The organism is Methanolobus sp. ZRKC4, from assembly GCF_045291305.1.
Taxonomy (GTDB): domain Archaea; phylum Halobacteriota; class Methanosarcinia; order Methanosarcinales; family Methanosarcinaceae; genus Methanolobus.
The window spans coordinates 1,547,801-1,573,797 of record NZ_CP146983.1; the positions used below are offsets into that span (position 1 = coordinate 1,547,801).

Sequence of the window (25,997 nt, forward strand, 5' to 3'; positions counted from 1 at the left end):
GAGATTGAATTCCAATCAGGTAAATAAACATTTGCTCAGTTACAGTGTAGCTGTCTCCTCACCTGCCGTTGACTTGCAGAAGATCGTTGAGGATGAGCTGGATAGTTGCATATCTTTTCTTCCTTACTGTGCCAAACCATTAGGCAATTCGTTGTGTCCGGTTTCTGATAACCTTAAGTTAAGGAAAAATAGAAACTGTTTAAAACTGGATGGTAAAGTTTGTAATGTCCCCTGTTCCCTGGGTAATATGATAGCGTTACTAAAGGAACAAGGTTTTACAAAAGACCGAATATTGATAATTGATAGTGATTCCAATCTTTTTCCCTGGCTTGAGGAGAAAAAGAGTGAAGGTTACAAATATTTTCTTCCTGGCGTTGGATGCCATTATGGTGTAGGTTATGCATTGAAGTATATCCAAAAAGAGATTGGTTTGGAAGGTTGCATTGTGTTCCTTCAGGATAATGACCCTTCGGACAAAAGTAATGGTGTATGCAAAAGTATTTTTGATTACAACAACATGGAAAAAACTGATAGGGGTAAAAGAACAAAGATAAGTGATGAATCACTTAAGGTAATTGAGGATATATTTTATGGAAAGCTCAATCTGAAAATGAGATGAGCAAAAAAAATAGTTTGATTATTCTTGTTCCTGTCCTATGTTTTGAAACTATGATACTTCACTATGCTTAGGATAATTTCTACTGATTTATGTTTACTGCAATGATAAATACTGACTAAACCAAATTATTCCCTAATAGAAATAAATCTTTTATTTATAAAGGTGGGGAAAGTATGACAAAATGTAGTATACTTTTTGTGATAGCGTTGGTGTTACTCATTATTTCAGGTACCGCAGGAGCTATTACTGTAGATGGAGAACGAAGCATAGGTGAATGGGATGAGAACTGGAACTTTGGTCAGATAAATGGTACTGGCTATGATTCCAATGGTCCTTATGGAGACAAGATGGTTGTGTTCCAGAATGGAAGCTGGTATGATGAGGATCCTGCTGCTGATGCAGGTACTAATTTTAATGAGAACCTGAGTACCGAAGGGCCATATCCCAGCGGATACGATATAAAGGGGCTATATGCCCATTATGATATAATCAACGATACGCTGTATGGTATGCCAACTGTATATGGTTTGCCTGGTGATCTTGATGGTAATGGGGACATTATTGGTCTTGCAGAAAAAGGTGACATAGCTGGAAACGTTAGTGGAAAGCAGATCACTGGTATCGGTCCCGGGGAACAATGGAGCATCATAATATCCCAGGACGAAAAAGCGATAATTATAGTCATTTCAGATAATGACTGGGCTGTCAACACGATAGGCTTTACGGGAATAGATGAAAATGATGTAGTCGCTGCAAATAGAAATGCAGGTGGCCCCGATAATTGTAGCAACTGTGTGTATGAAATATCAATACAAAACCTGGGCCAGTACTTCAATATGACTCCTGGACAAAGGTTCAGTGTAGCCACAAGCGCGGGTGGAAACCTTGATATTGTTGGTGAGGACATTGCGGCTGTGTTCTTTGACATACCAAATCCAATTATTGATATTGAAAAATCAACCAAAGGAGTTGATGCTGATACAGCACCTGGTCCTGGAATTCCGCAAGGTGATGAATTCCTGTGGACCTATGTTGTAACAAACTCGGGCAATGTGCCATTGGAGAATGTATCCGTTAATGACGATAAACTGGGTCCCATAACGGACATCATAAGCAATGGTAACGGTGATAGTATACTAGATATCGGAGAGACATGGATATATGCAGTAACAGGAATTGCCGAGTGTGGCCAGTACGAGAACAATGCCACAGTAGTTGGTTTCTTTGATGTTATTCCGGTGTTTGATACAGACCCAAGTCATTACTTCGGTGAATGTCCTGGTATTGATATTGAGAAAGCCACTAATGGTGAGGATGCTGATGTTGGTCCTGGCCCAAGTATCCTGGAAAATGGTACAGTAATTTGGACCTATGTTGTTACTAACCCAGGTAATGTTCCTCTTAGCAATGTCGTGGTCAGCGATGATCAGGGTGTTACCCCTGTATTCCAGAGTGGCGATACCAATGGTGATGGCCTCCTTGACCTTACTGAGACCTGGACCTATGAAGCAGAAGGTACAGCTGAATGTGGTCAGTATGCTAACATTGGTAATGTTACCGGTGATCATGGTGCAGTTACAGTAACCGATGAAGACCCAAGTCACTACTTCGGTGAATGTCCTGCCATTGACATAGAGAAAGCTACCAATGGTGAGGATGCTGATGTTGGTCCTGGCCCAAGTATCCTGGAAAATGGTACAGTAATTTGGACCTATGTTGTTACTAACCCAGGTAATGTTCCTCTTAGCAATGTCGTGGTCAGCGATGATCAGGGTGTTACCCCTGTATTCCAGAGTGGCGATACCAATGGTGATGGCCTCCTTGACCTTACTGAGACCTGGACCTATGAAGCAGAAGGTACAGCTGAATGTGGTCAGTATGCTAACATTGGTAATGTTACCGGTGATCATGGTGCAGTTACAGTAACCGATGAAGACCCAAGTCATTACTTCGGTGAATGTCCTGGTATTGATATTGAGAAAGCCACTAATGGTGAGGATGCTGATGTTGGTCCTGGCCCAAGTATCCTGGAAAATGGTACAGTAATTTGGACCTATGTTGTTACTAACCCAGGTAATGTTCCTCTTAGCAATGTCGTGGTCAGCGATGATCAGGGTGTTACCCCTGTATTCCAGAGTGGCGATACCAATGGTGATGGCCTCCTTGACCTTACTGAGACCTGGACCTATGAAGCAGAAGGTACAGCTGAATGTGGTCAGTATGCTAACATTGGTAATGTTACCGGTGATCATGGTGCAGTTACAGTAACCGATGAAGACCCAAGTCATTACTTCGGTGAATGTCCTGGTATTGATATTGAGAAAGCCACTAATGGTGAGGATGCTGATGTTGGTCCTGGCCCAAGTATCCTGGAAAATGGTACAGTAATTTGGACCTATGTTGTTACTAACCCAGGTAATGTTCCTCTTAGCAATGTCGTGGTCAGCGATGATCAGGGTGTTACCCCTGTATTCCAGAGTGGCGATACCAATGGTGATGGCCTCCTTGACCTTACTGAGACCTGGACCTATGAAGCAGAAGGTACAGCTGAATGTGGTCAGTATGCTAACATTGGTAATGTTACCGGTGATCATGGTGCAGTTACAGTAACCGATGAAGACCCAAGTCACTACTTCGGTGAATGTCCTGCCATTGACATAGAGAAAGCTACCAATGGTGAGGATGCTGATGTTGGTCCTGGCCCAAGTATCCTGGAAAATGGTACAGTAATTTGGACCTATGTTGTTACTAACCCAGGTAATGTTCCTCTTAGCAATGTCGTGGTCAGCGATGATCAGGGTGTTACCCCTGTATTCCAGAGTGGCGATACCAATGGTGATGGCCTCCTTGACCTTACTGAGACCTGGACCTATGAAGCAGAAGGTACAGCTGAATGTGGTCAGTATGCTAACATTGGTAATGTTACCGGTGATCATGGTGCAGTTACAGTAACCGATGAAGACCCAAGTCACTACTTCGGTGAATGTCCTGCCATTGACATAGAGAAAGCTACCAATGGTGAGGATGCTGATGTTGGTCCTGGCCCAAGTATCCTGGAAAATGGTACAGTAATTTGGACCTATGTTGTTACTAACCCAGGTAATGTTCCTCTTAGCAATGTCGTGGTCAGCGATGATCAGGGTGTTACCCCTGTATTCCAGAGTGGCGATACCAATGGTGATGGCCTCCTTGACCTTACTGAGACCTGGACCTATGAAGCAGAAGGTACAGCTGAATGTGGTCAGTATGCTAACATTGGTAATGTTACCGGTGATCATGGTGCAGTTACAGTAACCGATGAAGACCCAAGTCACTACTTCGGTGAATGTCCTGCCATTGACATAGAGAAAGCTACCAATGGTGAGGATGCTGATGTTGGTCCTGGCCCAAGTATCCTGGAAAATGGTACAGTAATTTGGACCTATGTTGTTACTAACCCAGGTAATGTTCCTCTTAGCAATGTCGTGGTCAGCGATGATCAGGGTGTTACCCCTGTATTCCAGAGTGGCGATACCAATGGTGATGGCCTCCTTGACCTTACTGAGACCTGGACCTATGAAGCAGAAGGTACAGCTGAATGTGGTCAGTATGCTAACATTGGTAATGTTACCGGTGATCATGGTGCAGTTACAGTAACCGATGAAGACCCAAGTCACTACTTCGGTGAATGTCCTGCCATTGACATAGAGAAAGCTACCAATGGTGAGGATGCTGATGTTGGTCCTGGCCCATCACTAGATGTTGGGGACTCTGTAATGTGGACCTATGTTGTCACAAACACAGGTAATGTCCCACTTGACAATGTTGTCGTTACCGATGACAAGGGTGTTATCCCTGTCTACCAAAGCGGTGATACCAATGGTGATGGCATCCTTGACCTTGCCGAGATCTGGACATATCAAGCAACAGGCAGTGCTTCATGTGGTGACTATGCCAATCTTGGTACGGTGACGGGTGACTATAATACGGTCACAGTTAGTGATGAGGATCCAAGCCACTATAATGTTGTCTGCATACCACGTATCGATATTGAGAAGTCAACCAATGGTGTCGATGCTGATACGGCTCCAGGACCAACACTGGAATATGGGTCAAATGTCACTTGGGAGTATGTTGTAACTAACACTGGAAATGTGCATCTTACCAATGTGACTGTCACTGACGATCAGCTTGGTATCATTAGCAACATTGTTGACAAAGGAAATGGTGATGACACGCTTCTTCCAGGTGAGGTATGGACCTATCAGGCAACAGGAGTTGCGGAATGTGGTCAGTATGCTAACATTGCAGACACTATAGGCTACTATGGTGCCACTCCGGTAACTGACAATGATCCCAGTCATTACAATGTGAACTGTGGACCAGACATCGATATCGAGAAATACATCAATGGAAAGGATGCTGATCAGCAGCCAGGAATTATGCTTGCTGTGGGTGATGAGATCATATGGACCTTTGTAGTGGAGAATACAGGTGATGTACCACTGGAAAACATAGTTGTTGTTGATGATAAGCTTGGAGTAATTCCTGAATCGAGCATTATCTCAAAGAGTATCAACAATGATAATATCCTGGACTCTGGAGAGGTCTGGACATATGAACTCGTGGATAGTGTTGAAGAATGCGTACCTCAGCACAAGAACATTGCAACAGCCACTGGCGAATTTGAAGGTGATGAGGTTACAGATGAAGATGCAGCCCATTATTACTGTCAGCCTGTGGTGCCACTGCTAAGTCCTGTTGGAATGATGGTATTCGTTGCCTCTCTTGGACTTGTAGGAACATTCTACCTAAGAAGGAAGGATTAATTCCTTCTTTTCTTTTCTTTTCTTTTTTACAATTAATTCTGATTTCGTCTAGCATTAAAAAGTACACTTACTCATTATTATTTTTATAAAGTTCAGATATCCTTTTATGTAATTTCAAATAAAAAGGCTTTATACTGAATTTTTTTACTGAGCAAAGATACTAAACTTAGTTTGTTGCATCGATATATATTGTGGTGACTAATTCATTATTGATAATATATTCTTTATAAGAAGGGAGCAGAAAATAATGAACAAATTACATGTAATGTTCGGTGTATTGATTGTTTTATTCTCTGTCCCTAGCGTCATGGCAATATCCGTGGATGGGGTGCGTGGAGTTGGGGAGTGGAATGAAAACTGGGCTTTTGGACAGGCAGATGCTACAACGTATGATCCAACTGGTCCGTTTGGAGACAAAATGGTAATTTCCCAAGCTGGAACTTGGTATGATGATGATCCTATGAGGGATTCTGGTACGCTTTTTAATGATAATATGGCTACCGAAGGTCCTTTTGAAAGTGGGTACGATTTGAATGCAATATATGCGAATTATGATATCGCATCTGACACTCTCTATGGTATGGCCACTGTATATGGTCTGCCAGGAGATCTTGATGGTGATGGAAGCATATCAACTGTTGCTCTTAATGGTGACACAGTCGGTCCTGTAACAGGGAAGTCAATCAATGGAGTTGGTGTTGCCGAACAGTTCAGTATCACGATAACACAGGATACTCAAAGCTTACTTATAACCGTTTCCGGAAATAACTGGACCGTTTCTCCACTTGCTGGTTCTTTCCCAGGTTTCACAGAGGCAAATGTAGAAGCAGCCAACAGTCAAGCCGCAAATGCGGTGTATGAAATATCGGTAAGTGGTATCGCTGACCATTTCAATCTTGTTCCTGGTCAGGAATTTGAAGTCAGAGTAATTGCCGGAGGAAACCTTGATATTCCTGGTGAGGATCAGGCACGTATCGTCGTTGCTATACCAAACCCGGAGATAGATATCGAAAAGGCAACCAACGGTTTTGATGCAGATAATCCAACAGGCCCTGAACTTGATTCTGGGGATGATGTAACATGGACCTATGTTGTTACCAATACTGGAAATGTACCACTGGAAGATGTAGTTGTTACAGACGATAAACTTGGTGTAATTACCACAATTGTAGATCAGGGTAACGATGACGATATACTGGATGTTGATGAAGTCTGGACCTATGAGGCAACAGGTACAGCAGTATGTGGACAGTATGCTAATGTTGCTGACGTCGTAGGCTACTATGGTGTCATCCCGGTGACTGACGAAGATCCAAGCCATTACATTGTAAGGTGTGAACCTGACATTGACATTGAAAAGCATACAAATGGTCAGGATGCAGATTATCCACTTGGTCCTCAGATTGAGGTAGGACAAACCATTGAGTGGGAATACTTCGTAACCAACACTGGTGATGTACCACTGGAGAATATCGTCGTCGTGGATGATGTTATTGGTACGATTGGGGATGATAAGATCGTTTCCAAGAGTATGAACAATGATAATATTCTGGATATAGGAGAAACGTGGACCTATGTGGTTACTGACACATTGGAGGAGTGTATTCCTCAATATGAGAACATTGCCGTTGTAACCGGTGAGGATGACGAAGGAACCGTCGTAACGGATGAGGATCCAAGCCACTTCCACTGCCAGCCAGTTGTCCCATTATTGACACCTGTTGGTATACTGGTTATGGTCGGTGCACTTGGAGCTCTTGGAATTATCACGCTTAGACGTCGTGATTAATTCCATATTTTTATTTTCCGTAGTTTCTTTGTTCTTGGAGGGAATATGACTAAAAAAAGCAGAAATTTAAAAGGTGCCAGGAAACATAAAACTATAGAAAAGACGGCTGATCCTTTGCCTTACTTTATATATGTGAAGGATTTTCTGAAAAAGAATGAACAGGTTATTAGATTCATTGGACCTTATCTGTTATTCATATCACTTTTCACAGGAACCTATGTACTTTTCCAGGAGAAATTTATTTTCCTGAGTACAATGACCGCGAATGCTCTTTCAGACATTATGTCCATCTTAGGAGTTGAAAGTTCGTCATATGGTCAGTCTGTTTACATGAACGACTTTTCTGTAATGGTCATAGATGAATGCACGGGGATGTATGAACTGCTTGTTTATGCCGGGTGTGTGCTTGCCTATCCTACTACATTACGTAACAAGTTGCTCGGTGTAGTTTTGGGTGTGCCTGCAATGCTAATTATAAATATGTTCAGGCTTGTATTCTTGTCTTTTGTAGGATTGATGTACCCTGCGCTTTTTAGCTATGTACATTATTATCTGTGGCAGATAACGTTCATTTTCCTAATAGTGATGCTCATGTTACTGTGGATAGAAAAGGTAGTGAAGGGCGAGAATATTTAGGATATGGGCAAATTTGCTGATGGGTAAAGGGTGATTAAAAATTGTGTTATGAACAGTTTGTCTGAAATGATATAACTTTCAATAAAAGTTTTATCTGGAAAGCACGAAAAACATAATCTTTCAATTATGCATTTGAGTGTGGATGTGGTGTTATAGTAAGAAGAAGTAAAACAACCATAAGTGTGGAAATATTAAGGGCTGCATTAGAGGGGGCAAAAAAAACACATATTGTGTACCGTGCAAATTTAAACTTTGAAGTTGTGAACAGATACCTTTCCCTTTTAAAGGAAAATGGGTTGATCGAGCAAAAAGGTAATCTTTATGTCACAACTGATAAAGGTAACGAGTTTCAAGAGGTTGCTAAGGAACTAGGTTTGTGAATCCATTGAATTTCTTGTAACTCCACTATCTATTTTATATCATTAGCATGGCGTTGGATTCGCAGGGTATTTTTTGAATTTCAATAGGTTTTTAACCGATAACCTGTATAATAAAGCTGGATTTCGTGAATTTTGTAGTTCATGGATATAAATTATCATAAAAGGAGGCCATATTATGCTAGAGATCAATAATCTAACTGTTGAAGTCGGAGGTCGCAGAGTATTAAAAGGTGTAGACCTTAATGTTGAAGCCGGCCACACCAACGTTCTTTTCGGACCCAATGGAGCAGGCAAGTCCGTACTCCTTATGACACTGATGGGATTCAGTGGCTACAAAGTCGTGGATGGAGAGATAATCTTTAAGGGAGAGGATATCACACGCCTGTCTGTTTCACAAAGAGCACAGATGGGTATGGGCATCATGACCCAGAGACCTCCAAACCTGGGTGGTGTCAAACTTGAGGATCTCCTGAAAGTAATAACAAATGACCTCAAGGAAACTGAAGAGCTCGCCGAATCTGTAGATATGATGCGGTTCTTCGAAAGAGACATAAATGTAGGTTTTTCCGGTGGTGAAATAAAGAGATCGGAACTCCTGCAACTCTCAGCACAGAATCCTGACTTCCTGCTGCTTGATGAACCGGAATCCGGTGTTGATCTCGCAAGCATCGAATTACTGGGCACTACGATAAATAAACTTCTGACTAAAGATTGTAAATGTCCCGGAGAAAGATGCAAACATGGGAAATCTGCGCTTGTCATAACACACACCGGCCAGGTCCTTGATTATCTGGAAACGGATAGGGCATTTATTCTTTGTAATGGAACAGTGATGTGTTCGGGAAACCCACGTGAAATGCTTACCGAGATCAAGGAACAGGGATATGAGGAGTGTATCAAATGCAAACTGATGCAGATATGAAGAAAAAAGGCAGAAGCCGCACTCGGGAAGAAAGCTGCCTACGGGGAGGATTTCGATCTTGATGAATATGGTATTGCGCCAGATAATGCTGAAAAGGCCGATGACCTCGAAGAGCTTAGTGAAAATGATCAGAGAACACTCCTGAACGTCGGTTTCACCCCTGGAGAAGAGAATCGTTCAGGCAGCCTGGTAATGATCGATAATGCCATTACTCACACATCCCTTCATGACAAAGATGTCGTTGAACTCATGTCCCTGAGAGATGCAATGAAAGTTCATGACTGGGTGAAGGATTATGTATGGAAACTTGTCAAGCCGGATGCTGATAAGTATACTGCCATGAGCTATCTGCAAGATGCTAACGGTTATTTTATCCGCGCTCCAGCAGGGAAGAAATCAAAGATGCCGGTCCAGACATGTCTTCTTATAGGCTCAAAGCAGGTTTCACAAACAGTACACAATATAGTCGTTGTTGAAGAGGGAGCCGAACTTGAAGTTATCACAGGATGCTCGACCAAACACGGGATCGAAAAGGGATTGCACCTCGGGATTTCAGAGATGTACGTGAAGAAGGGAGCAACACTGAACTTCACCATGATCCACAACTGGGCCGAGCAGATAGGTGTCAGGCCAAGGACAGTAGTACATGTCGAGGAAGGCGGCACATACATTAGTAATTACGTGACCCTCAAGCCTGTGAAGTCTATTCAGGCATATCCGACCGTTATACTGGAAGGCAAGGGTGCTTTTGCCAGACTCAATACCATAGCAGTTGCACATCCGGAATCTGAACTTGACCTTGGAAGCAGGGTAATCTTTGAGGCTGAAGAAACATCTGCAGAACTTATTTCAAGGACTATTACTACAGGCGGAGTTTCAATTGCAAGAGGAGAGATGGTTGGAAATGCAAATGGTGCCAAAGGCCATCTTGAGTGTCACGGACTAGTACTTGGAGGAGGCACACAAAGAGCCATACCCATCCTTGAAGCAAATGTAGAGGATATCGAATTATCCCATGAGGCTGCAGTCGGACGTATTGCTCGTGAACAGATAGAATATCTGATGGCACGTGGCCTTTCAGAGGAAGATGCAGTCGGTATGATAGTTAGAGGATTCCTTGATGTCGGCATACAGGGAATTCCCGATGAACTGAGGGCAGACATTGATGAAACAATTGCAAAAATAGGAGAAAGTGCAATTTAAACCATTGAATGATTTTCGCCATCAAAAGAGGATCTTAAATGAATCAGAAATACGTTGCCATTTTTTTGGCCGCAATAATGCTAATGTCAATCGCACCGTTCTTTTTTAGCGGCGATGCAAACGATTCCAATACAAGTGAAGAAGTTACAGGTCTGGAGGATGCACCGGGTTTTGAGATTATTGACGGAACACATTTTGATGCAGAAATAAATTCAATTGCTGAAGGGCTTACAATTAGCCCGCAGGGTGTGTCAAATGCAGCATATATTGATTACTCAAAGGTATATGGTACTCCGCTTCAGGCTTTTGCACCTAATATCACTGATCTGTATTCAGTATACAATACTCTGATAATCAAAAGGTATTCAGCTTATGATGATGAGGGCTTTGCATTTGAAGCACATGTGCTTTCACCAGAGGTCATCAATTTCCAGTATATAGGGGCAGGAACTTATAATGGATATCAACTTCTCTCAAGAGGCGGAGAACTTTTTAATGTGATAGGTACTCCTACTCTATTAGGTACTTCCAGTAGTCTTGAATCTGTTATCGATGTCTCATCAGGTATGTCCAACTCTTCTACAGAATATGATGAAATACTTGGATATGTGGTACCAGGGGCTGAATATCAGATGCTGAGCTCTGAGGATCTCATTGCTGAGCAACACTATCTGGAATTCAGAAATATGGAAGATGGAAATTACACAAAGACGGAGATATTCCTGAATCCATTGGAAGGCACGATTAGTACAATCGCGGGCTTTGAAGCCAACAGTACTGAACGGGGTCTGTTATATGATACGACTATTGAGGATGATGGAAGGATTGTAACAGTTGTTGTTACGAGTAATGAATCAAATTTCTTCAACCTTGCAATGGAACAATACTGGTGATATCTTATCACCGTTTTCTCTTTTTTTTGTTTATTTTTCTGCCACAAGCTTTATACCTGAACAAGTTATTAATTGATTCCAATTGCGCATTCAGCAGATTATTATTTGTTTGGATGTAGTAATTCAAAGCCAATATTTGGCATTGAACTTTGTGTCAGTTAATTATTGATAATATTATTGCAATCATAATTGGCCAAATTAGCCGGGATTACCGGCATACAATGAATAATGAAAAACCATGAGACTATCATGGTTTCGAAGGAGACAATAAAATGGCAGCAAAATTTGACGTTCCAGAAGAATTAGCAAACAAGGCGCTTGAGAGTGTAGAACTTGCAAGAGACACAGGTAAATTGAAAAAGGGCACCAACGAAGTCACAAAAGCAATTGAGAGAGGTATTACAAAGCTTGCTGTGATCGCAGAAGATGTCAGCCCGGCCGAAGTTGTCGCTCACATAGGACCACTCTGTGAGGAAAAGAACACTCCATACATTTTTGTCAAGGAGCAGAAAGAACTCGGTGCAGCCTGTGGCATAGGTGTTGCCTGTGCAGCTGTCGCAATCGTTGATACTGGAAAAGGCAGCTCACTTGTTGAAGATATTGCACAGAAAGTAAGTGCACTGAAATAATACTGATACGTGAGGTATCGTAATGGCAGATGAAGATACAGGCTATGCGGCTGAAGTCATTGATGTTATCGGAAATACCGGTATGCATGGTGAAGCCAGCCAGATACAGTGCCGTGTACTTGAAGGACGCGACAAGGGGCGTATCATCACCCGTAACTGTGTCGGTCCGATCAGAATCGGTGACGTATTGATGTTGGTAGAAACATCAAGAGAAGCAAAGAAGCTGACTACAAGGTGATCATAGTGGAACAGAGAAAATGTTCTTTTTGCGGTGAATTCCTTGAAGCCGGAACAGGCAAACTCTTTGTAAAGAAGGACGGATCTACATACCTTTTCTGTTCTTCAAAATGCGAGGGCAACTTTGAGCTTGGAAGATTACCAAGGCGTACTGTCTGGACCGAGCAGGGCCGAATACACCTGAAGAAGGCATAATGTGGTGTCAAATATGGAACAGACATACATTATGATAAAACCTGATGCAGTACAGCGTGGACTCATTGGGGAGATTGTGGCAAGGATCGAGAAACGCGGTCTGAAGATAGCAGCCATGAGAATGAACGTAATGAGCGAGGAAAGTGCAAAGGAGCACTACAAAGAACATTCCGAAAAGCCGTTCTTTGGATCCCTCATAGACTACGTTACATCAGGACCCTCAGTTTCAATGGTTGTCGAAGGGAAGGATTCTATAGCAATCATGCGTGCTGTGAATGGGGCAACAAATCCCGTAGACGCACTTCCGGGAACCATTAGAGGAGACTTCGCTATTGAGACCGGAAGAAATGTAGTTCATGCTTCCGACTCTCCCGAATCAGCAAGCCGTGAGATCTCAATTCACTTCAAAGAATCAGAGATAGCAAACTATTCAAAGATCGATGAGGTTTGCCTCTACGAATAAGTATGGACAGTCGGGATGTTTGCAATTATAATGGCAAATATCCTGAAGTATCCTTTACTGTAAATTATTTTCCAATCATCTAAATATCTTTGAAGGGGCTTTTTCATGGCTGTAAATGAAGATTTACGTACACCAATAGTTTCTGTAATGGGACATGTAGATCACGGAAAAACAACCTTGCTAGACAGGATAAGGGGCAGTACCGTAGCAGAGGGTGAAGCAGGCGCTATAACCCAACACATCGGTGCAACCGAGGTTCCCATCGACGTAATTGTTGATAAATGTGGCAACCCCGCATTGAGAGACAAGTTCATGGTACCCGGACTTCTTTTTATTGACACCCCAGGGCACCACGCGTTTACATCATTGAGAAGTCGTGGAGGAGCACTTGCCGACCTTGCAATTGTGATAGTGGATATTAACGAAGGATTCATGCCACAGACAATTGAGAGTCTGCAGATACTCAAAAGATTCAAGACTCCTTTTATTGTAGTTGCGAACAAAATTGACAGGATACACGGCTGGGAGCCACAAAAAAATGCTCCTTTCATGGTATCGTACAATAAGCAGAGCGAGCGTGTAAAGAGTGAACTTGACAGGAAGTTCTATGAAGTTGTAGGAGAGCTTTACAATGCAGGTTTTAACTCCGAAAGATACGATAGGGTCACTGATTTCCAGCGTAATATAGGAATAGTTCCCATAAGTGCCATGACAGGAGAAGGTATTCCTGATATTTTGATGGTGCTTCTCGGACTCGCCCAACGATTCCTTGAAGGCAACCTACATTATGACGCAAATGGTCCTGGAGTGGGAACCGTCCTGGAAGTTAAAGAAGAAAAAGGACTTGGTACCACCATTGATGTGATTCTCTATGACGGCACCCTGAAAAAAGGTGATACGGTAATTGTCGGCAGTCTTGGTAAACCCATACAGACAAAAGTCCGTGCCCTTTTGAAACCCCGTCCTCTTACGGAAATCAAAGCCGAAGAGAAATTCAAGCAGGTAGCTGAAGTCACAGCTGCGGTTGGTGTTAAGATATCAGCTCCGAATCTTGAAGGTGCACTTGCAGGAGCTCCTGTAAGGGTTGTAAGTCTGGAAACCATCGACGCTATTACTGCAGAAGTAAAAAGCGAGATAGCAGATGTTCAGATAGATACCGATTCTGTTGGTGTCACAATAAAAGCTGATACCATAGGTTCTCTTGAAGCTCTTGTAAATGAGCTCAAGAAAGAAGAGATCCCTATAAGAAAAGCACATGTAGGTGACGTCAGCAACAGGGATATCGTGGAAGTTTCAGCAATCGAGGACCCATTCTACAAAGTTCTGATCGGATTCAACGTGAAGGTACTTTCCGATGCAAAAGGGAAGATTCAGGATAGTGACATTACACTCTTCCGTAATGATGTCATTTACAGACTCATCGATGATTACAAGGATTGGGTAAAAGAGCAGAAAGAGCTTGCTGAAAAAGAGATGTCTGACACCATCGTAAAACCAGGAAGGTTCCAGATAATGCCAAACTGTACATTCCGGCAGAGCAAACCTGCAGTAGTAGGTGTGAAAATTATTGGCGGAATGGTTAGGACAAATGTTGATGTAACAACAGTTGACGGAACTGTGGTAGGCAAGGTCAAAGGTATTCAGTCAAGAGGAGAGAATATCTCCGAAGCCAGGGTTGGCATGGAAGTTGCCATTGCAATTGAGGGTGCCACTGTGGGAAGACAAATAAAAGAGGAAGATTTCCTTTTTGTGAACGTACCTGAAAGGCATGCAAAAACCCTTGAGAATGAAATTTACGACTCACTGACGGCAGATGAATTAGAGACACTGGATGCATTCCTTGAGATCAAAAGGAAAGGAAATCCTTTCTGGGGTAAATAAAAACAGGAATGCAAAACTCATTAATATCATATAGATACGAACGGAAAATATAGTTAAAGGAGAATCAATTATGGCAGATTTCAAAGTTGTGGTCTCAGACCCAAAAACAAAAGCATATCAATTCGATGTCACCGGAGCAGAAGCTAACAAACTGGTTGGTAAATCCATCGGTCAGACCGTTGATGGCTCAATCGTAGGATTACAGGGATACACATTGAAAATAACAGGCGGTAGCGACAAGAGTGGAATGGTCATGAGACCTGACATTCCCGGGCCTAAGAGGCAGAAAGTACTTGTTGCATCAGGCGTTGGATATGCACCTGTCTCAAACGGCGTACGCCGCAGAAAGATGATGCGTGGAAGAGAAATTGCACCTGACATTGTCCAGGTGAATGCTGTTGTTGTCGAACACGGCGAAAAGTCAATCGACAAGATCCTTGGCGGCGAAGAGGAGCCAGCTGAGGACGTTGAAGCAGCAGCAGAGTGAGTTTCTCACTCTCTGATGCATTTTTATTTATTTTTAATTCCAGTATAGCTGGATGTTCCAAATCCCAGATCAATTATTTTGTTTCTGGAAAGCATTATTGAAATTAATTTTTTAGCTCCGTTGATACTTAATCCTGTGTTTTCAGCTACATCTTCAGCATCAAATGATTCAGTTTGTTCTATCAGGGATAAAATTTCATTCTCAAGAGTTATGTAGGTATCTAAATTATGCCATACTTTAAGTTGGTCTGCACGTTCCACGTTCTTATCAAATAGTAACTCATCATTCTCAAGATTATAAAGATAGAGAATCATGCGTGGATGTACATAATTTTGTGACCAGATTTTAATATCACTTTTCCACTCTGAATTCAAAATACAAATACTTTTATATTGGCCTTTTGGAACGGCGTTTGCTTCTCTCTGTACAAACTGCATAATAGTTCTGAGGTCATCAAATGGATGCCAGTATGTCTCAAATGTGAGAAGAGGCTTTAAAACAGTATTCATTATGCTTCCGGAAATGAATTTGTCCGATTTGTTAACTTTCCATTTTTTATCTCCGATATATTCTCCATTGAATGATATTTCAGCCTGGTGTATAGAATATTTGTGTTCCTGTGCGTTCATGTAATTATAGAGTTTTGAAAGCATTTCAGTATTGATACTTTCCTCTACATTTTTCTTAATTTCACCTGAAACTATTCTACCAGAATTCATTGAAGGCGCTAATATATTTTTGGAGGAGCTTGAAGATCCAGATGACCTTCCTATATTCTTTACTTGGGAGGGAATTGAAGCATCATCATCAGTTTCAATTGAAATCTGTTTCTCACCGGAGATTACATGTTCTGCACTCTTTGCTTCCATTTGTTTTAGTTTGAACTCTTTGAGCATATTCTTGTCTACAATAATGCGCTGATCAATGTCTTTTTTTAAGTTCTCAAGAAGATCTTCCAACAGAAAAATATCAATAGACTTTGTTGGACTGACAAGTGAGGAGAAAACGTCTTTCACTGTGGCAGATTCTTCCAACAAGTTGTTTTCTGTCCTGTAAAAATCCTCTAATGTACCTTTTCTATCAGAAAATCCAACAAGTTCTTTATTTTTTATATCTGAAAGAAGTTGGGATACATTTGTCCTGATATTGCGAAGCTGGAAATTGATGTCTGTCTCTTTTTGTGCATACGTTCGCTGGATAAGTTTTTCAATAGAGCTATAAACATCGTTCAGGTTCCTGACCACAATTTGCCGATTATTCTTTTCCAGAGCTTCGGGGTCTTTTAGTACTTCCATCTTTATCGTTTCCTGATTATTTTAGAGCATAGTCAACTTCATCTAAAATACAAATTTTTATAACTATCAATTAGATGTTTTATGATTTAATAATTAGGAGACTAATTTTGCATATTCATGCTATTTCATGTGTTCCAAGATCAATGGGTTCTTGCTGGCAAAGAACTTCATTCACCTCAAAGGAAAAATTGAGGTTTCCAAGATCGATTTTTCCAGCGTTGATCGGTTTTATTGCAAGGGACGTATATGCTGAGGAATGTGGCTGTATTTCAGGTATGCAAGCATCAGTATTCTGACATTCTACAAAAGAAGAGAAGCAGCTATTAAAGCAAACATTGCTGACAGTTTCATCCGATCTGTTCTCTACATAAATATTCAGTGTGTTCCCAACCTCACTATATAGTGTTTCAGGAACATTGATCTTAACATTCACATCAGGGATCTGTATGTGTTGCTCTCCAAAAGCCACGGGGCCTATCTTGCAATTGTTGTTACCCAGGGTAAATATAATTTCAAAATATCCAATATCCAATATGCCTGCAATTGTTGGCATGATCTGATATGTGACGCCATAAGATGAATCAGGTGCCATATTCTTTGTATCTGAAAACGCTGTATCATATTTCAGTCCTTTTGGGAAAGAAGATTTCACATGCAGATTAATCAGATCAACATTTAAGGTGTTTTTCATTTTAATGGATATTGTAGAACTTTGCCCAAGTCGAAGTGTTTCAAGTTGCTCAAATTTTAATTCAAAGAATGAATGGACAATGTCAATATTCCCAAAAAAGATTGGATGTTTTTGGTGTTTGTTATTGTTAACCTCAAGGTAAAGGTCACAATAGCCCATGGACATAGTTCCTGCTACCAGGGGTATAAAAGAGAAAGAAGACGACACCGAAGAGATTGGCTCAATATCTCCAAGATTCAAAACAGGTTTATCGCATCGAATGGTTCCGGGAAATGCTGCCCTTATCCAGATGTTCTCTATCATTTTTTCAGTGGGATTATTTACCCTGAAGAAAAGCATATTGCTAAATCCGAGTTCCGCAGGTTCTGTAAATTTATATTCTAGATTTACGGAATCAACAATTTGTAACTCTTTTACTCTTCTGCTTTCAATACCGACTCTCTTTTCATATGTCCAGAAAATGTAGATTATGATATAAAGAAGAAAAATGTATATCGGTGCACTGGCAGCATATATTAGATCAAGTTTACTATTAATGGATAGTATGAGACTTGCTATCAAGTATGTGGAAAGTACAATCCATAAAAATGAATATATCTGGAAGAAAAGTCCACTCCGACCACCTGCTTTGTTCTGAAGCGCATGAGCAAGTGATTTAGCTACATCCTCTAGAGGTCCGAATTTCATCTAAATCGCCTAGCCATAAGTGAATAATTAGTTTATGGAAGTTTGATTATAAATATATTATTGAATCAATTGTCTTATGTAATCTTCATTCCGCATTCACTGCAAAAGTTTGCACCTTGGGAAATTTTAGAACCGCATGAAGGACAATAATTAACCATAAACTCTGATTTTTGTATCACGCTATCCTCTACAATAACATTGTCTTCACAATTGCCATTAAGATCACATGAGTTCAGCAAGTTGCTGCGTTGGATTATGGAATCTTTTATGGTTACATTTACTATCTGCTTAACATCGTTTTTTCCATTCAAACTCGATTTCATCTCCCTGCAAAGTTCACGACCGAATTCTGCAAGCATACCTACAAGTGACTCGGCTGTCTGCGTTGCACCAAAAAGTTCGATACTACCTGTATCTCCAGAGATTGTGATCTTCAGGATGATGTCATGGTCATTCACCTTTGTGTTGCCATAGTACCAGGTTTCATAATGATTTCCATCTTTGTTTCTCAAGGTCCGAACATGTCTTATATCATGATGCTGCACCATCTCGCGACACATGTTCATAAGTGTTACAATATCAAAGTCTGATTTGATATGATATACTTTACTATCCCTGAAAGGAAGCGCAGCCAAAAGTTCCCGAAGCATTCCGATATTTATGTTAGAATTTGTTTTCATAATAGGACATGTCACTGCAATTCTTTTTGTTTCCATCTCTGTGTTCTGCAGTTTCCCTTTTGCATCCTTGTAGAATATTCTGCATTTTATCTCAGAGGACTTCGAACAGATGAGGGGATCGAAATAAATCATAACCGACTTTGAATTGTTACCTTCTATGTTTCCGAGTAGCAATTTGTCATTCTTTGCGGAATACATCGGTTCAAATCTGTCTATCCTGAAAAGGTGTTCATCAAAATCAAAATCCAATGCTACATCATTAACCACAAGAGCGGATACATTGTTAACAGACATTTTCAAACGGACAAAACCCTGGTAGAATTCAGTTTCCCTGAATACCTGTATCTGAGTTCTTAATTCAGGATTATTGCTATCCATTACTGGGCTGCCTTTTGATACTTCATAAATTCCTATGTCAATAGGCTCCTTTTTATAATAATTTCCATTGACTAGGTAGGAAACATATATTTTACCAAGATCGATATTATCTGGAAGTCTGGGGTACAGAAAAATAGCAGTATAGCCGGATGATTCTGCATTTATAACGTCAATACTTACCACGTTTTCTTCACATCGAACGAGACGGGAACACTCCGCTCGTATTGAGACGTTCGTTATTGGTATGTCAGAAGGATTTATGATGGTTACCTTTACTGGATTTTCCGTTTCTGCTTTCAAAGGTTGTTGTATGTCTATGGCAATATTAAGTGCTTCATTAATCTGTTTTTCGTGCTCGAGTTTTTTTATTCTTTTGATTTCTTTTTCCGCATTCATTTCTTTTATAGCTGTTCTGACTCTGGAACCCGATCGAAGTGAAACCAGAGGGCAGACAAAAATTGCGATTAAAGGAACTGGTTCAAATGAAGAGAAGACCAAAGCACCGAATATTGCTATTATAACTCCTGTAAAAATTGCATGGGGAAGAATGCTATCTTCAGTTTGTTCATTTTTAGCATTTCCGCTAATCACTTTTGGAACAATATATGCAGTGATAGCTGCAAGTATAAACCCTATCATTCCACTTGCTATTATACGGGGAAATCCTCCTCCTAGACCAAAGAAGAGGCCTATGTAAATACCTATACGCAGGTTATCACGGGGGTCGAAATATGACCATTTCAGCGGCATTAGAATCACTTTTTTAGTAGTTCAGAAAAGACATCTTCTTCACCAGTCTTCTGGATAGAGGATCTGGCTTCTATATACCAGCTAACGATGGATGGTTTTCTCTTTTGTAATACGGCTTCGAAGTCCTGAAGTCTTATTTTTCTTGGTTCGCTACCTCTCAAAGCTTCTCCAAGTGGAATGTCTGCAGCTTCCTTGCATATAGCCGCCAGATCTGCACCGGAGTAGGAATTTGTAATTGTAGCCAGACGATTTATATCGACATCATTATCAACGGGTCGCTTTTTCAAATGTATATTTAGAATCGCTATCCTAGCATCAGTGTCTGGCTCAGGAACAAAGACAAGTTTGCTGAAACGCCCCGGGCGTCTCAGGGCAGGGTCGATTGCCCATGGTTCATTTGTAGCTGCAAGCACCAGAAGATTATCAGAATCAGTATCCACACCATCCATTTGCGCTAAAAGTTCGTTTACAACTCTCTTTGCATAGTCTTCACTTTCACTGCGTCTTCCGGCAATAGAATCAATCTCGTCAAAAAAGATAATGGATCTCTTTCCCTTGCGGGCAATGTCAAAAACCTGCTTTACATTCTTTTCCGAAGCACCCACCCATTTACTTACAATACTGCTGGTCTTGACACTGATGAACTCAGCTCCGCATTCTTTTGCAGCTGCTTTTGCCATCATGGTTTTACCACAACCAGGGGGACCATATAGTAAAATCCCTTCGCCGGCTTTTTGGCCGTACATATTGTAGAGTTCTTTATGTGTGAACGGGTAAATTATAGCTTTTCGTATTTCCTCTTTCACCTGTTCAAGGCCACCGATGTCTGAAAATCCAATGTCAGGCATTTCTTTGAGAAAAACATCATCTTTTGAAAGAGAAGATTCATCGTTGCTTCCGGAATCCTTTCTGCTCTGGTTATTTCCGTCAGAAGACAAAACAGCAGAACCTCTTTTAAGCGCTTGGGCTCTGGCAAAAAGATGTTCTGCAAGGTCGCGCTGTGTGTTGCGGTCAATACCATCACCAAGCATATTGGAAGCATCGTTGTAGAGCTTGGCAGCTTTCAGGTATAATTCACGCGCTCTTTCAGATTGACCTCTGTCTTCCAGGTCCTTTGCAGCTTTTGCATAACCGCGCGCTTGTGCAGCAAATGTGATGGCTGAGTTCAAATAAGCACCTCAAAATTACGAATCTGGCTGATTTCAGAAAACAAAATTCCAGATTATTCGGTATCTGCCATTTCGGATTCGATCTTCTTTGAAAGCTCATCTTTTTCTGGTGTCTCGCTTGATAGCTCTGCAAGGAGTTCTGATCTTAATGAATCCTGCATATCAGAGAGTTCATTCCCACCACTCATTGCTGCATCCATGGAGGATGTCATCATACTTGTTGCTGTATTTACTTTTTCCATGGAGGTTCTTATGTTTGTTACAGCACCTTCGAGTTTATTGGTATCAAAGCCAAGTTGTTTTTGCCATTTTCCCAGGTCCTCGCCAATTTCAACAACTTCCTTTAGGCCGGTTTGCATCTCAATTACATCGGTCATGGATTGTGCCATCTCTACCATGCTGCTAATGGTGTTGACCTGACCCTCAACAAGGGAATGTCTTCGTGATGCAACTCTGAATTCTCTGTCGTTTCCATTTGCAAGAGCTTCTTTAGCCTGTTCCCTGGATTTCTGTTGTTTTTTCATCAGTTCCTTTTCACGGCTTGTTAGTCTTTGCTCGGAAATGCTAAGTTTTGTTTTCAGCTCTTCGGGTGATACCTTCTTAAATGGATTCTTTAATGCCATTACAATTCCTCTTCCATTCTTTTCTGTTTTGCATATCGTATACACAGTTTCATAGCTTCAGATTTATTGATAGCTATTCCCATTTCTACTAATGTATCCAGATATAGTTTACTGTCTTCTGAGATTCTTGCACTCACCGGGTACGAATTAGCCATTGTTATTCCAACTTTGCGTCGCTTTGTATGCTTATGTATACAATGGAAAACAATATATATAATACTTCCTCAATACCTAAATAGAAGTAAAAATTAAACATTAACAAAAAAGGTGTAAATATCATGGCGTTCAAATGGAAAAGAGAAGCAGATGATGTTGCCAGGGTGGTTCCTAAAAAGGAAGTTGGAGGTTTTTTCAGTAAAGCAGTAATCCTCTCTCCGAATGAAAAGGCAGCCATGGTAAAGAATGGAGTTGTTGATGAGATTGTAGACAGCGGTAAATTGAAGGTTGGTGGCCTTTTAAAACCGGGCAATATTGGGAAAGATGTGGATGTTGTCCTGATGGACACCTCTTCAAAGGATTTGCAATGGACGCAATCCGAACTATGGACCAGGGATAATCAGAAGGTAGCTTGCAGTGGACTACTCAGGTTCAGGGTACAGGATCCAAAACGTTTCTTCCAGATGCTCTATGCTTATACAACACCTGATAAAAAGGGAACCCGAGTACTTTCCGTACAGGATATATATTCTCGCCTTGAGGATGAAGTGCTTACCCTTGTCCTTGAACCTGAGGTCAGGCAGGAAGACATAGAAAAACTGTATGGGAACAGGAACCTTTGCCTTAATATAGAGAACGAGCTTGAAATGAGGGTTCGGTCCACATTGTCTATGTGGGGGCTGGAAATGCTGAAATATACAGTCCAGTGGGACCTTGGTTCTTATGGAAAGGTTATGCAGGCGACCAATGATTTTCAGACAAAGGAAGAACTTGCTGAGCTTGATACTCTTACAACAGAGGGGTATTCTGAGCGCAGGGGAAGAGAAGAAGTAGCAGAAATACGTGCAGGTCATGCAACAATTTCAACAGAAAGGGATTTTCAACGCAATCAAAAGTTGGGGGATGCCAAGTCTGATATTGATATCGAAAGGTTGCAACATGAAGCAGACATGCGGGAAGCCAGGGAAGCCATTGGCCTTAAGGAAGAATTAAAACTTGCAAAGGCTCGAGGAATGCGGGCGGAGCTTGAAGTCGAACAGGACATGAAAGACCGTGATCATGGTCGTGATATGGAATACCTCAAACATATTACAGAAGCTGGTGGAGTCGATGTCGCCAAGACTGTGAGTGAGGGTCGTGAATACGGACGTATGTCGCCAGAGCAACTGGAAGCACTTGCAAAGGTCAAACAGAGTGAGGCTGTTGCAAAGGAGGACAAGGTTAGTTTTATGATGGAAGTTGAGGACAGGGAACGCGCTGATTCATATCGAAGAAAGGAGCTTGATGCTTCTCTGATGGGGGCAGCGCAGGGCAAGATATCATCAACCGTGAGAAAATGTCCAGGTTGTGGTTCAACACTTCCTTCCGAATCGAGCTTTTGTAGCCAGTGTGGTAAAAAACTTACTGATATTTGATACTGATTGTATGAACTTAGTTCATACTTACTTTTTTTAAGCGAAGGTTAAATATCACTAAGGCTAAAAACAGTAAAACAGTAATATGGAAAGATAAAGGTGAAATGTTGGTACAAAAATCTTCCAAAGCTCTGATTATACTGCTTCTTGCATGCAGCATCTTTTGCCTGAATGCTGGTTCTGCATTTGCAGACGACTATGAAATTACACTTTCTGAAGGTGAGATAGCAGAGATTCAGGATGGTTACTACCTGACTGTAATGGATATTGATACCTACGATGAAACTGTAAGATTTGTGGTGTCATATTATGACACTATGGTCTGGGACCAGTATTACTCGCGAGGGGGGTACTTTTCTTACCAGGATGACCATTTGACCCTTCAATTCAAAATTGATGATGTATATTATGATTCATTCTATGGTTATGATTACGTAGTTCTTTCAGATACCTACATCTATCCTGATTATACCGTTACTTACGATGAAAATGCAGATGACCAGCAGCTTGATTACTCAACTGACTATGCGGATTCTTCCTATTACTCCGATACTTCTGCAGAAGATAAATTATATGAAATATTTGCAATTCTTGCCGTAGTTATTGTGGCAGTTTTACTGATGCGTAAAGTATCAAAGAAAGGCAAAGATAAAAAAGCTCTCAAAAAGGAAAAAAAGAAAGCTGCGTTTTCCTCTTCATATGGGAAAGAGAAGAGTTCAAAAACAGCTGTAAATACTGAAGCTGGAATTGTGACGACAGCAACTTCAAAACGTGACCCTGTGGTAATCAAATCAGCTCTCCAGTACAAAGGCGCAAATATTCTTTACAAGATCAAGGTTGAAAACACTTCAGAAGAGCCGATGGGTGATATAACCATAAGTCTCTTTGTTCCCGAGGTCTTCTGCATCAAGGATAATCAGAAGACAATACCTATGCTTCAGCCAAGGGAGGGAAAAACTGCAACTTTTTTGATCAGGCCAACTGGTGAGTGCGGGAATTGTATATTGGCAGGAAATATTCGTTATTATGATTACATACAGAAAAAGCATGTTCAGTTCGATCTTAGTAACAAAATGGTGGATATAGTCTGCCCGGTGCTCAAGGTTAAAGAGGTCGATGAGGCTGAATGGAGACTAAATATCAGTTCTATGATGATTGCAGAAGAAGATACCAAGGATCTTGTAATTCCGGCTGAGAACCTTTTTGATATGGCCACACGCATCCTGAAAGATATGAACATGTTTATGATAGTACCTGAGGTAACGTCCACACAACAACTGTTCACCGGTGTGGCAAGGTTTTACGGCGAAGGTGTGGCTGGTTTGAAGTATGCTGCATATGTTGAAGTGGTGGGTAAACGTAAATCAAGGCTAATAGTAAAAGCATGGGCTGAAAAAGAAGAAGCGCTTACAGGTTTCTATCATAAGATACTTGAAGAGATTGAAAAAAGAACTGATATCAAACTTTTTGTTGATGATTCTGTAACCCAGTATAATATAAGCAACACCACAATACAGGACAGTGTTATTCAGCGCTCGAATATTGGTAACGGTAAAAGAACGTGTCCTCAGTGTGGACGGGAAGTTGCTGGCAGTGAAAAGTTCTGTATTAATTGTGGGCAGAAACTTGATTAATAATTGTTTTAAAGAGTTATTCTTCCTAGATTAGGACTGGATTTTTGTCTTATTTGATTTTCTTTTGTTGAACTACATAAACACAAAATTTAAATAATATGATACGGAAATAACATTCCGCATATACTACAAAACGTGTATGTTTTTTAATCACAATAGGAGGTTATCAGATGAGGCTGGAATTTATGGAAAAAAGTCGAGATTTGACGAATTTGAACAGGAATACCGTGACTCAAAGGCATACCTTCGTAGAGCAAGACAGTTCCAGACAGAAGGACAGGATCATAGTGTTGTATTCAACGTATCCTCACTCGCACTTGAACGTTATCTTGTTGCTTTGTGTTATTTGTATGACGTGGAACCATTTAATCACAATTACACCTGCTTGATGGATACTGTGGAAATGATTATCGATGTACCGGAAGAATTGAACAAAGAGATTAGGTCTATGGATAAGATATTCGGTATTTGTTCTATTGACGATTATTATCATGGTGAACCTGAGCTATCCGATGCTGATAGGATTCTGTCAATGTGCGATTCAGTTGAGGGATTGTTCGATCAGGAAAAGATACCCTCAATTAGAGATTCTTTAGAGGAATGTGAATGAACATTTCCTGATATCTCTTTTTTAAGACTCGTTATCTTTTTTGAATAGTACTTATTTAGAAACCTATCTTTTTGACTGTTTTTTAACTTAATAGAATCTTCTGATGGATACTTTATTATATAAGACATACCAAGGAAGTGTCGTTATGTTTTGTCGGACATAACGGTCCAAACATTGCTACTTCGGATGATGCTATGCTCGAAAGGGCATAACATACATTCTGCTTTTACTCAAAGCATTTGCTACACATATTATCTAAAACGATGTCAAAAATGAAATAAAAAAATTTGAAGCTACTTTTAAAGTAACTTCTTTCCGGCATTTGGACCCGGACCGCACTCAAAGATATCTGTTACCTTCATTTTGACAAGGAATTTTGCAGGGAAGTGTTCACCCTTTGCCTTTACCATCTTTCTCATGGTATCATATTCCTCACCCCTGTCAATGATCTTTATGTCACCCTTTATCTGGAAACAACCCTTAACTTCGGGACCCCATACATAGAGTGCACCCTTTGGATTTGCCCTGAGGTTTTCTATTGTCTTAAGGAAGAAATTGTCAACAATCCATATAGTTTCTGCATCTTCCTGAAGGAAGCACATACCTATAGGAATAACGTTTGGCATACCATCTTTTGAAGCGGTTGCGAACGGGAATATCTTCATCTTTGCGAATTCTGCTTTCATCTCATCTGTTAATTTTACCATTAATGTCGCCTCTGAATATCAAAATTAACATTACAGTTAGTGTACACGCTGATGCAGCTT

23 protein-coding genes and 1 pseudogene are annotated in these 25,997 nt (G+C 40.9%); 17 read left to right on the top strand and 7 right to left on the bottom strand.

The features are described 5' to 3' along the window. The first annotated feature begins 4 nt into the window (after positions 1-4). The 14 genes from V7O67_RS08095 to V7O67_RS08160 all read left to right on the top strand — a co-directional run bounded on the left by V7O67_RS08095 (position 5) and on the right by V7O67_RS08160 (position 15,142). On the top strand, positions 5-619 hold the full coding sequence (locus tag V7O67_RS08095) for a hypothetical protein (protein WP_342305356.1): 615 nt from the start codon (positions 5-7) through the stop codon (positions 617-619). Positions 620-792: 173 nt separating this feature from the next. After that, entirely contained in the window at positions 793-5,427 is a 4,635-nt protein-coding gene (locus tag V7O67_RS08100) for a hypothetical protein (RefSeq protein ID WP_342305355.1), read from the top strand. A 247-nt stretch (positions 5,428-5,674) separates the two neighbouring features. Next, a complete protein-coding gene (locus V7O67_RS08105; protein ID WP_342305354.1) occupies positions 5,675-7,216 on the top strand; it encodes a hypothetical protein in 1,542 nt (513 codons plus the stop codon). Positions 7,217-7,261: 45 nt separating this feature from the next. Then, a complete protein-coding gene (artB, locus tag V7O67_RS08110; protein ID WP_342305353.1) occupies positions 7,262-7,852 on the top strand; it encodes an archaeosortase B in 591 nt (196 codons plus the stop codon). A gap of 152 nt (positions 7,853-8,004) precedes the next feature. Continuing rightward, complete coding sequence (locus V7O67_RS08115) at positions 8,005-8,232, top strand: winged helix-turn-helix domain-containing protein (protein ID WP_342306518.1); 228 nt, start codon at positions 8,005-8,007, stop codon at positions 8,230-8,232. A gap of 175 nt (positions 8,233-8,407) precedes the next feature. After that, positions 8,408-9,154, top strand: a complete 747-nt coding sequence (locus V7O67_RS08120; protein WP_406657037.1) for an ABC transporter ATP-binding protein — start codon at positions 8,408-8,410, stop codon at positions 9,152-9,154. 192 nt (positions 9,155-9,346) lie between these two features. Beyond that, positions 9,347-10,357 carry a SufB/SufD family protein gene (locus V7O67_RS08125; RefSeq protein ID WP_406669833.1) on the top strand — a complete coding sequence of 337 codons (1,011 nt, stop codon included), beginning with the start codon at positions 9,347-9,349 and terminating at the stop codon, positions 10,355-10,357. 38 nt (positions 10,358-10,395) lie between these two features. Then, positions 10,396-11,250, top strand: a complete 855-nt coding sequence (locus V7O67_RS08130; RefSeq protein ID WP_406669834.1) for a hypothetical protein — start codon at positions 10,396-10,398, stop codon at positions 11,248-11,250. A gap of 272 nt (positions 11,251-11,522) precedes the next feature. Beyond that, the gene (gene rpl7ae, locus V7O67_RS08135) at positions 11,523-11,879 is read left to right on the top strand and encodes a 50S ribosomal protein L7Ae (RefSeq protein ID WP_406657034.1); all 357 of its coding nucleotides are present in this window, start codon (positions 11,523-11,525) and stop codon (positions 11,877-11,879) included. Positions 11,880-11,901: 22 nt separating this feature from the next. Beyond that, positions 11,902-12,117 (top strand): 30S ribosomal protein S28e, encoded by a 216-nt coding sequence (locus V7O67_RS08140; RefSeq protein ID WP_406657033.1) that lies wholly within the window; start codon positions 11,902-11,904, stop codon positions 12,115-12,117. 5 nt (positions 12,118-12,122) lie between these two features. Next, the gene (locus V7O67_RS08145; RefSeq protein WP_406657032.1) at positions 12,123-12,311 is read left to right on the top strand and encodes a 50S ribosomal protein L24e; all 189 of its coding nucleotides are present in this window, start codon (positions 12,123-12,125) and stop codon (positions 12,309-12,311) included. Between the two features lie 13 nt (positions 12,312-12,324). Continuing rightward, on the top strand, positions 12,325-12,774 hold the full coding sequence (gene ndk / locus V7O67_RS08150) for a nucleoside-diphosphate kinase (protein ID WP_406657031.1): 450 nt from the start codon (positions 12,325-12,327) through the stop codon (positions 12,772-12,774). Positions 12,775-12,879: 105 nt separating this feature from the next. Beyond that, positions 12,880-14,655, top strand: a complete 1,776-nt coding sequence (infB, locus tag V7O67_RS08155; protein ID WP_406669835.1) for a translation initiation factor IF-2 — start codon at positions 12,880-12,882, stop codon at positions 14,653-14,655. 70 nt (positions 14,656-14,725) lie between these two features. Beyond that, positions 14,726-15,142, top strand: a complete 417-nt coding sequence (locus tag V7O67_RS08160; protein ID WP_406669836.1) for a 30S ribosomal protein S6e — start codon at positions 14,726-14,728, stop codon at positions 15,140-15,142. A gap of 23 nt (positions 15,143-15,165) precedes the next feature. Here V7O67_RS08160 and V7O67_RS08165 read toward each other — a convergent pair whose 3' ends face one another. The 6 genes from V7O67_RS08165 to V7O67_RS08190 form a co-directional block, all read right to left on the bottom strand. Beyond that, entirely contained in the window at positions 15,166-16,386 is a 1,221-nt protein-coding gene (locus tag V7O67_RS08165) for a hypothetical protein (protein WP_406669837.1), read from the bottom strand. A gap of 166 nt (positions 16,387-16,552) precedes the next feature. After that, positions 16,553-17,815, bottom strand: a complete 1,263-nt coding sequence (locus V7O67_RS08170) for a hypothetical protein (RefSeq protein ID WP_342305343.1) — start codon at positions 17,813-17,815, stop codon at positions 16,553-16,555. A 74-nt stretch (positions 17,816-17,889) separates the two neighbouring features. Continuing rightward, entirely contained in the window at positions 17,890-19,623 is a 1,734-nt protein-coding gene (locus tag V7O67_RS08175; protein WP_342305342.1) for a zinc ribbon domain-containing protein, read from the bottom strand. A 5-nt stretch (positions 19,624-19,628) separates the two neighbouring features. After that, the gene (locus V7O67_RS08180; protein WP_342305341.1) at positions 19,629-20,792 is read right to left on the bottom strand and encodes an ATP-binding protein; all 1,164 of its coding nucleotides are present in this window, start codon (positions 20,790-20,792) and stop codon (positions 19,629-19,631) included. Between the two features lie 53 nt (positions 20,793-20,845). Continuing rightward, positions 20,846-21,415, bottom strand: coding sequence for a hypothetical protein (locus tag V7O67_RS08185; RefSeq protein ID WP_342305340.1), 570 nt, complete (start codon positions 21,413-21,415; stop codon positions 20,846-20,848). Beyond that, the gene (locus V7O67_RS08190) at positions 21,415-21,570 is read right to left on the bottom strand and encodes a hypothetical protein (RefSeq protein ID WP_342305339.1); all 156 of its coding nucleotides are present in this window, start codon (positions 21,568-21,570) and stop codon (positions 21,415-21,417) included. Before V7O67_RS08190 ends, V7O67_RS08185 begins: the two co-directional genes overlap by 1 nt. Before the next feature lie 123 nt (positions 21,571-21,693). Here V7O67_RS08190 and V7O67_RS08195 point away from each other — a divergent pair. The 3 genes and pseudogenes from V7O67_RS08195 to V7O67_RS08205 form a co-directional block, all read left to right on the top strand. Beyond that, positions 21,694-22,263: pseudogene (locus V7O67_RS08195) on the top strand (SPFH domain-containing protein); the annotation flags it as partial. An 827-nt stretch (positions 22,264-23,090) separates the two neighbouring features. Then, positions 23,091-24,620, top strand: coding sequence for a zinc ribbon domain-containing protein (locus V7O67_RS08200; RefSeq protein ID WP_342305337.1), 1,530 nt, complete (start codon positions 23,091-23,093; stop codon positions 24,618-24,620). 139 nt (positions 24,621-24,759) lie between these two features. After that, positions 24,760-25,230 carry a hypothetical protein gene (locus V7O67_RS08205; RefSeq protein ID WP_342305336.1) on the top strand — a complete coding sequence of 157 codons (471 nt, stop codon included), beginning with the start codon at positions 24,760-24,762 and terminating at the stop codon, positions 25,228-25,230. Between the two features lie 299 nt (positions 25,231-25,529). On the opposite strand, the gene V7O67_RS08210 is transcribed toward V7O67_RS08205, so the two are convergent. Continuing rightward, the gene (locus tag V7O67_RS08210) at positions 25,530-25,937 is read right to left on the bottom strand and encodes a pyridoxamine 5'-phosphate oxidase family protein (RefSeq protein ID WP_406657019.1); all 408 of its coding nucleotides are present in this window, start codon (positions 25,935-25,937) and stop codon (positions 25,530-25,532) included. Positions 25,938-25,997 lie beyond the last annotated feature (60 nt).

What these genes read in the sequence shown, in the direction of transcription:
- V7O67_RS08140 (WP_406657033.1), top strand. Translation starts at nt 11,902, where the DNA reads ATGGCAGATGAAGATACAGGCTATGCGGCTGAAGTCATTGATGTTATC.
- V7O67_RS08130 (WP_406669834.1), top strand. Translation starts at nt 10,396, where the DNA reads ATGAATCAGAAATACGTTGCCATTTTTTTGGCCGCAATAATGCTAATG.
- V7O67_RS08160 (WP_406669836.1), top strand. Translation starts at nt 14,726, where the DNA reads ATGGCAGATTTCAAAGTTGTGGTCTCAGACCCAAAAACAAAAGCATAT.
- V7O67_RS08105 (WP_342305354.1), top strand. Translation starts at nt 5,675, where the DNA reads ATGAACAAATTACATGTAATGTTCGGTGTATTGATTGTTTTATTCTCT.
- V7O67_RS08185 (WP_342305340.1), bottom strand. Translation starts at nt 21,415, where the DNA reads ATGGCATTAAAGAATCCATTTAAGAAGGTATCACCCGAAGAGCTGAAA.
- V7O67_RS08125 (WP_406669833.1), top strand. Translation starts at nt 9,347, where the DNA reads ATGATCGATAATGCCATTACTCACACATCCCTTCATGACAAAGATGTC.
- V7O67_RS08205 (WP_342305336.1), top strand. Translation starts at nt 24,760, where the DNA reads ATGTTTTTTAATCACAATAGGAGGTTATCAGATGAGGCTGGAATTTAT.
- V7O67_RS08200 (WP_342305337.1), top strand. Translation starts at nt 23,091, where the DNA reads ATGTTGGTACAAAAATCTTCCAAAGCTCTGATTATACTGCTTCTTGCA.
- V7O67_RS08210 (WP_406657019.1), bottom strand. Translation starts at nt 25,937, where the DNA reads ATGGTAAAATTAACAGATGAGATGAAAGCAGAATTCGCAAAGATGAAG.
- ndk (WP_406657031.1), top strand. Translation starts at nt 12,325, where the DNA reads ATGGAACAGACATACATTATGATAAAACCTGATGCAGTACAGCGTGGA.
- rpl7ae (WP_406657034.1), top strand. Translation starts at nt 11,523, where the DNA reads ATGGCAGCAAAATTTGACGTTCCAGAAGAATTAGCAAACAAGGCGCTT.
- V7O67_RS08175 (WP_342305342.1), bottom strand. Translation starts at nt 19,623, where the DNA reads ATGCCGCTGAAATGGTCATATTTCGACCCCCGTGATAACCTGCGTATA.
- V7O67_RS08170 (WP_342305343.1), bottom strand. Translation starts at nt 17,815, where the DNA reads ATGAAATTCGGACCTCTAGAGGATGTAGCTAAATCACTTGCTCATGCG.
- infB (WP_406669835.1), top strand. Translation starts at nt 12,880, where the DNA reads ATGGCTGTAAATGAAGATTTACGTACACCAATAGTTTCTGTAATGGGA.
- artB (WP_342305353.1), top strand. Translation starts at nt 7,262, where the DNA reads ATGACTAAAAAAAGCAGAAATTTAAAAGGTGCCAGGAAACATAAAACT.
- V7O67_RS08100 (WP_342305355.1), top strand. Translation starts at nt 793, where the DNA reads ATGACAAAATGTAGTATACTTTTTGTGATAGCGTTGGTGTTACTCATT.
- V7O67_RS08190 (WP_342305339.1), bottom strand. Translation starts at nt 21,570, where the DNA reads ATGGCTAATTCGTACCCGGTGAGTGCAAGAATCTCAGAAGACAGTAAA.
- V7O67_RS08120 (WP_406657037.1), top strand. Translation starts at nt 8,408, where the DNA reads ATGCTAGAGATCAATAATCTAACTGTTGAAGTCGGAGGTCGCAGAGTA.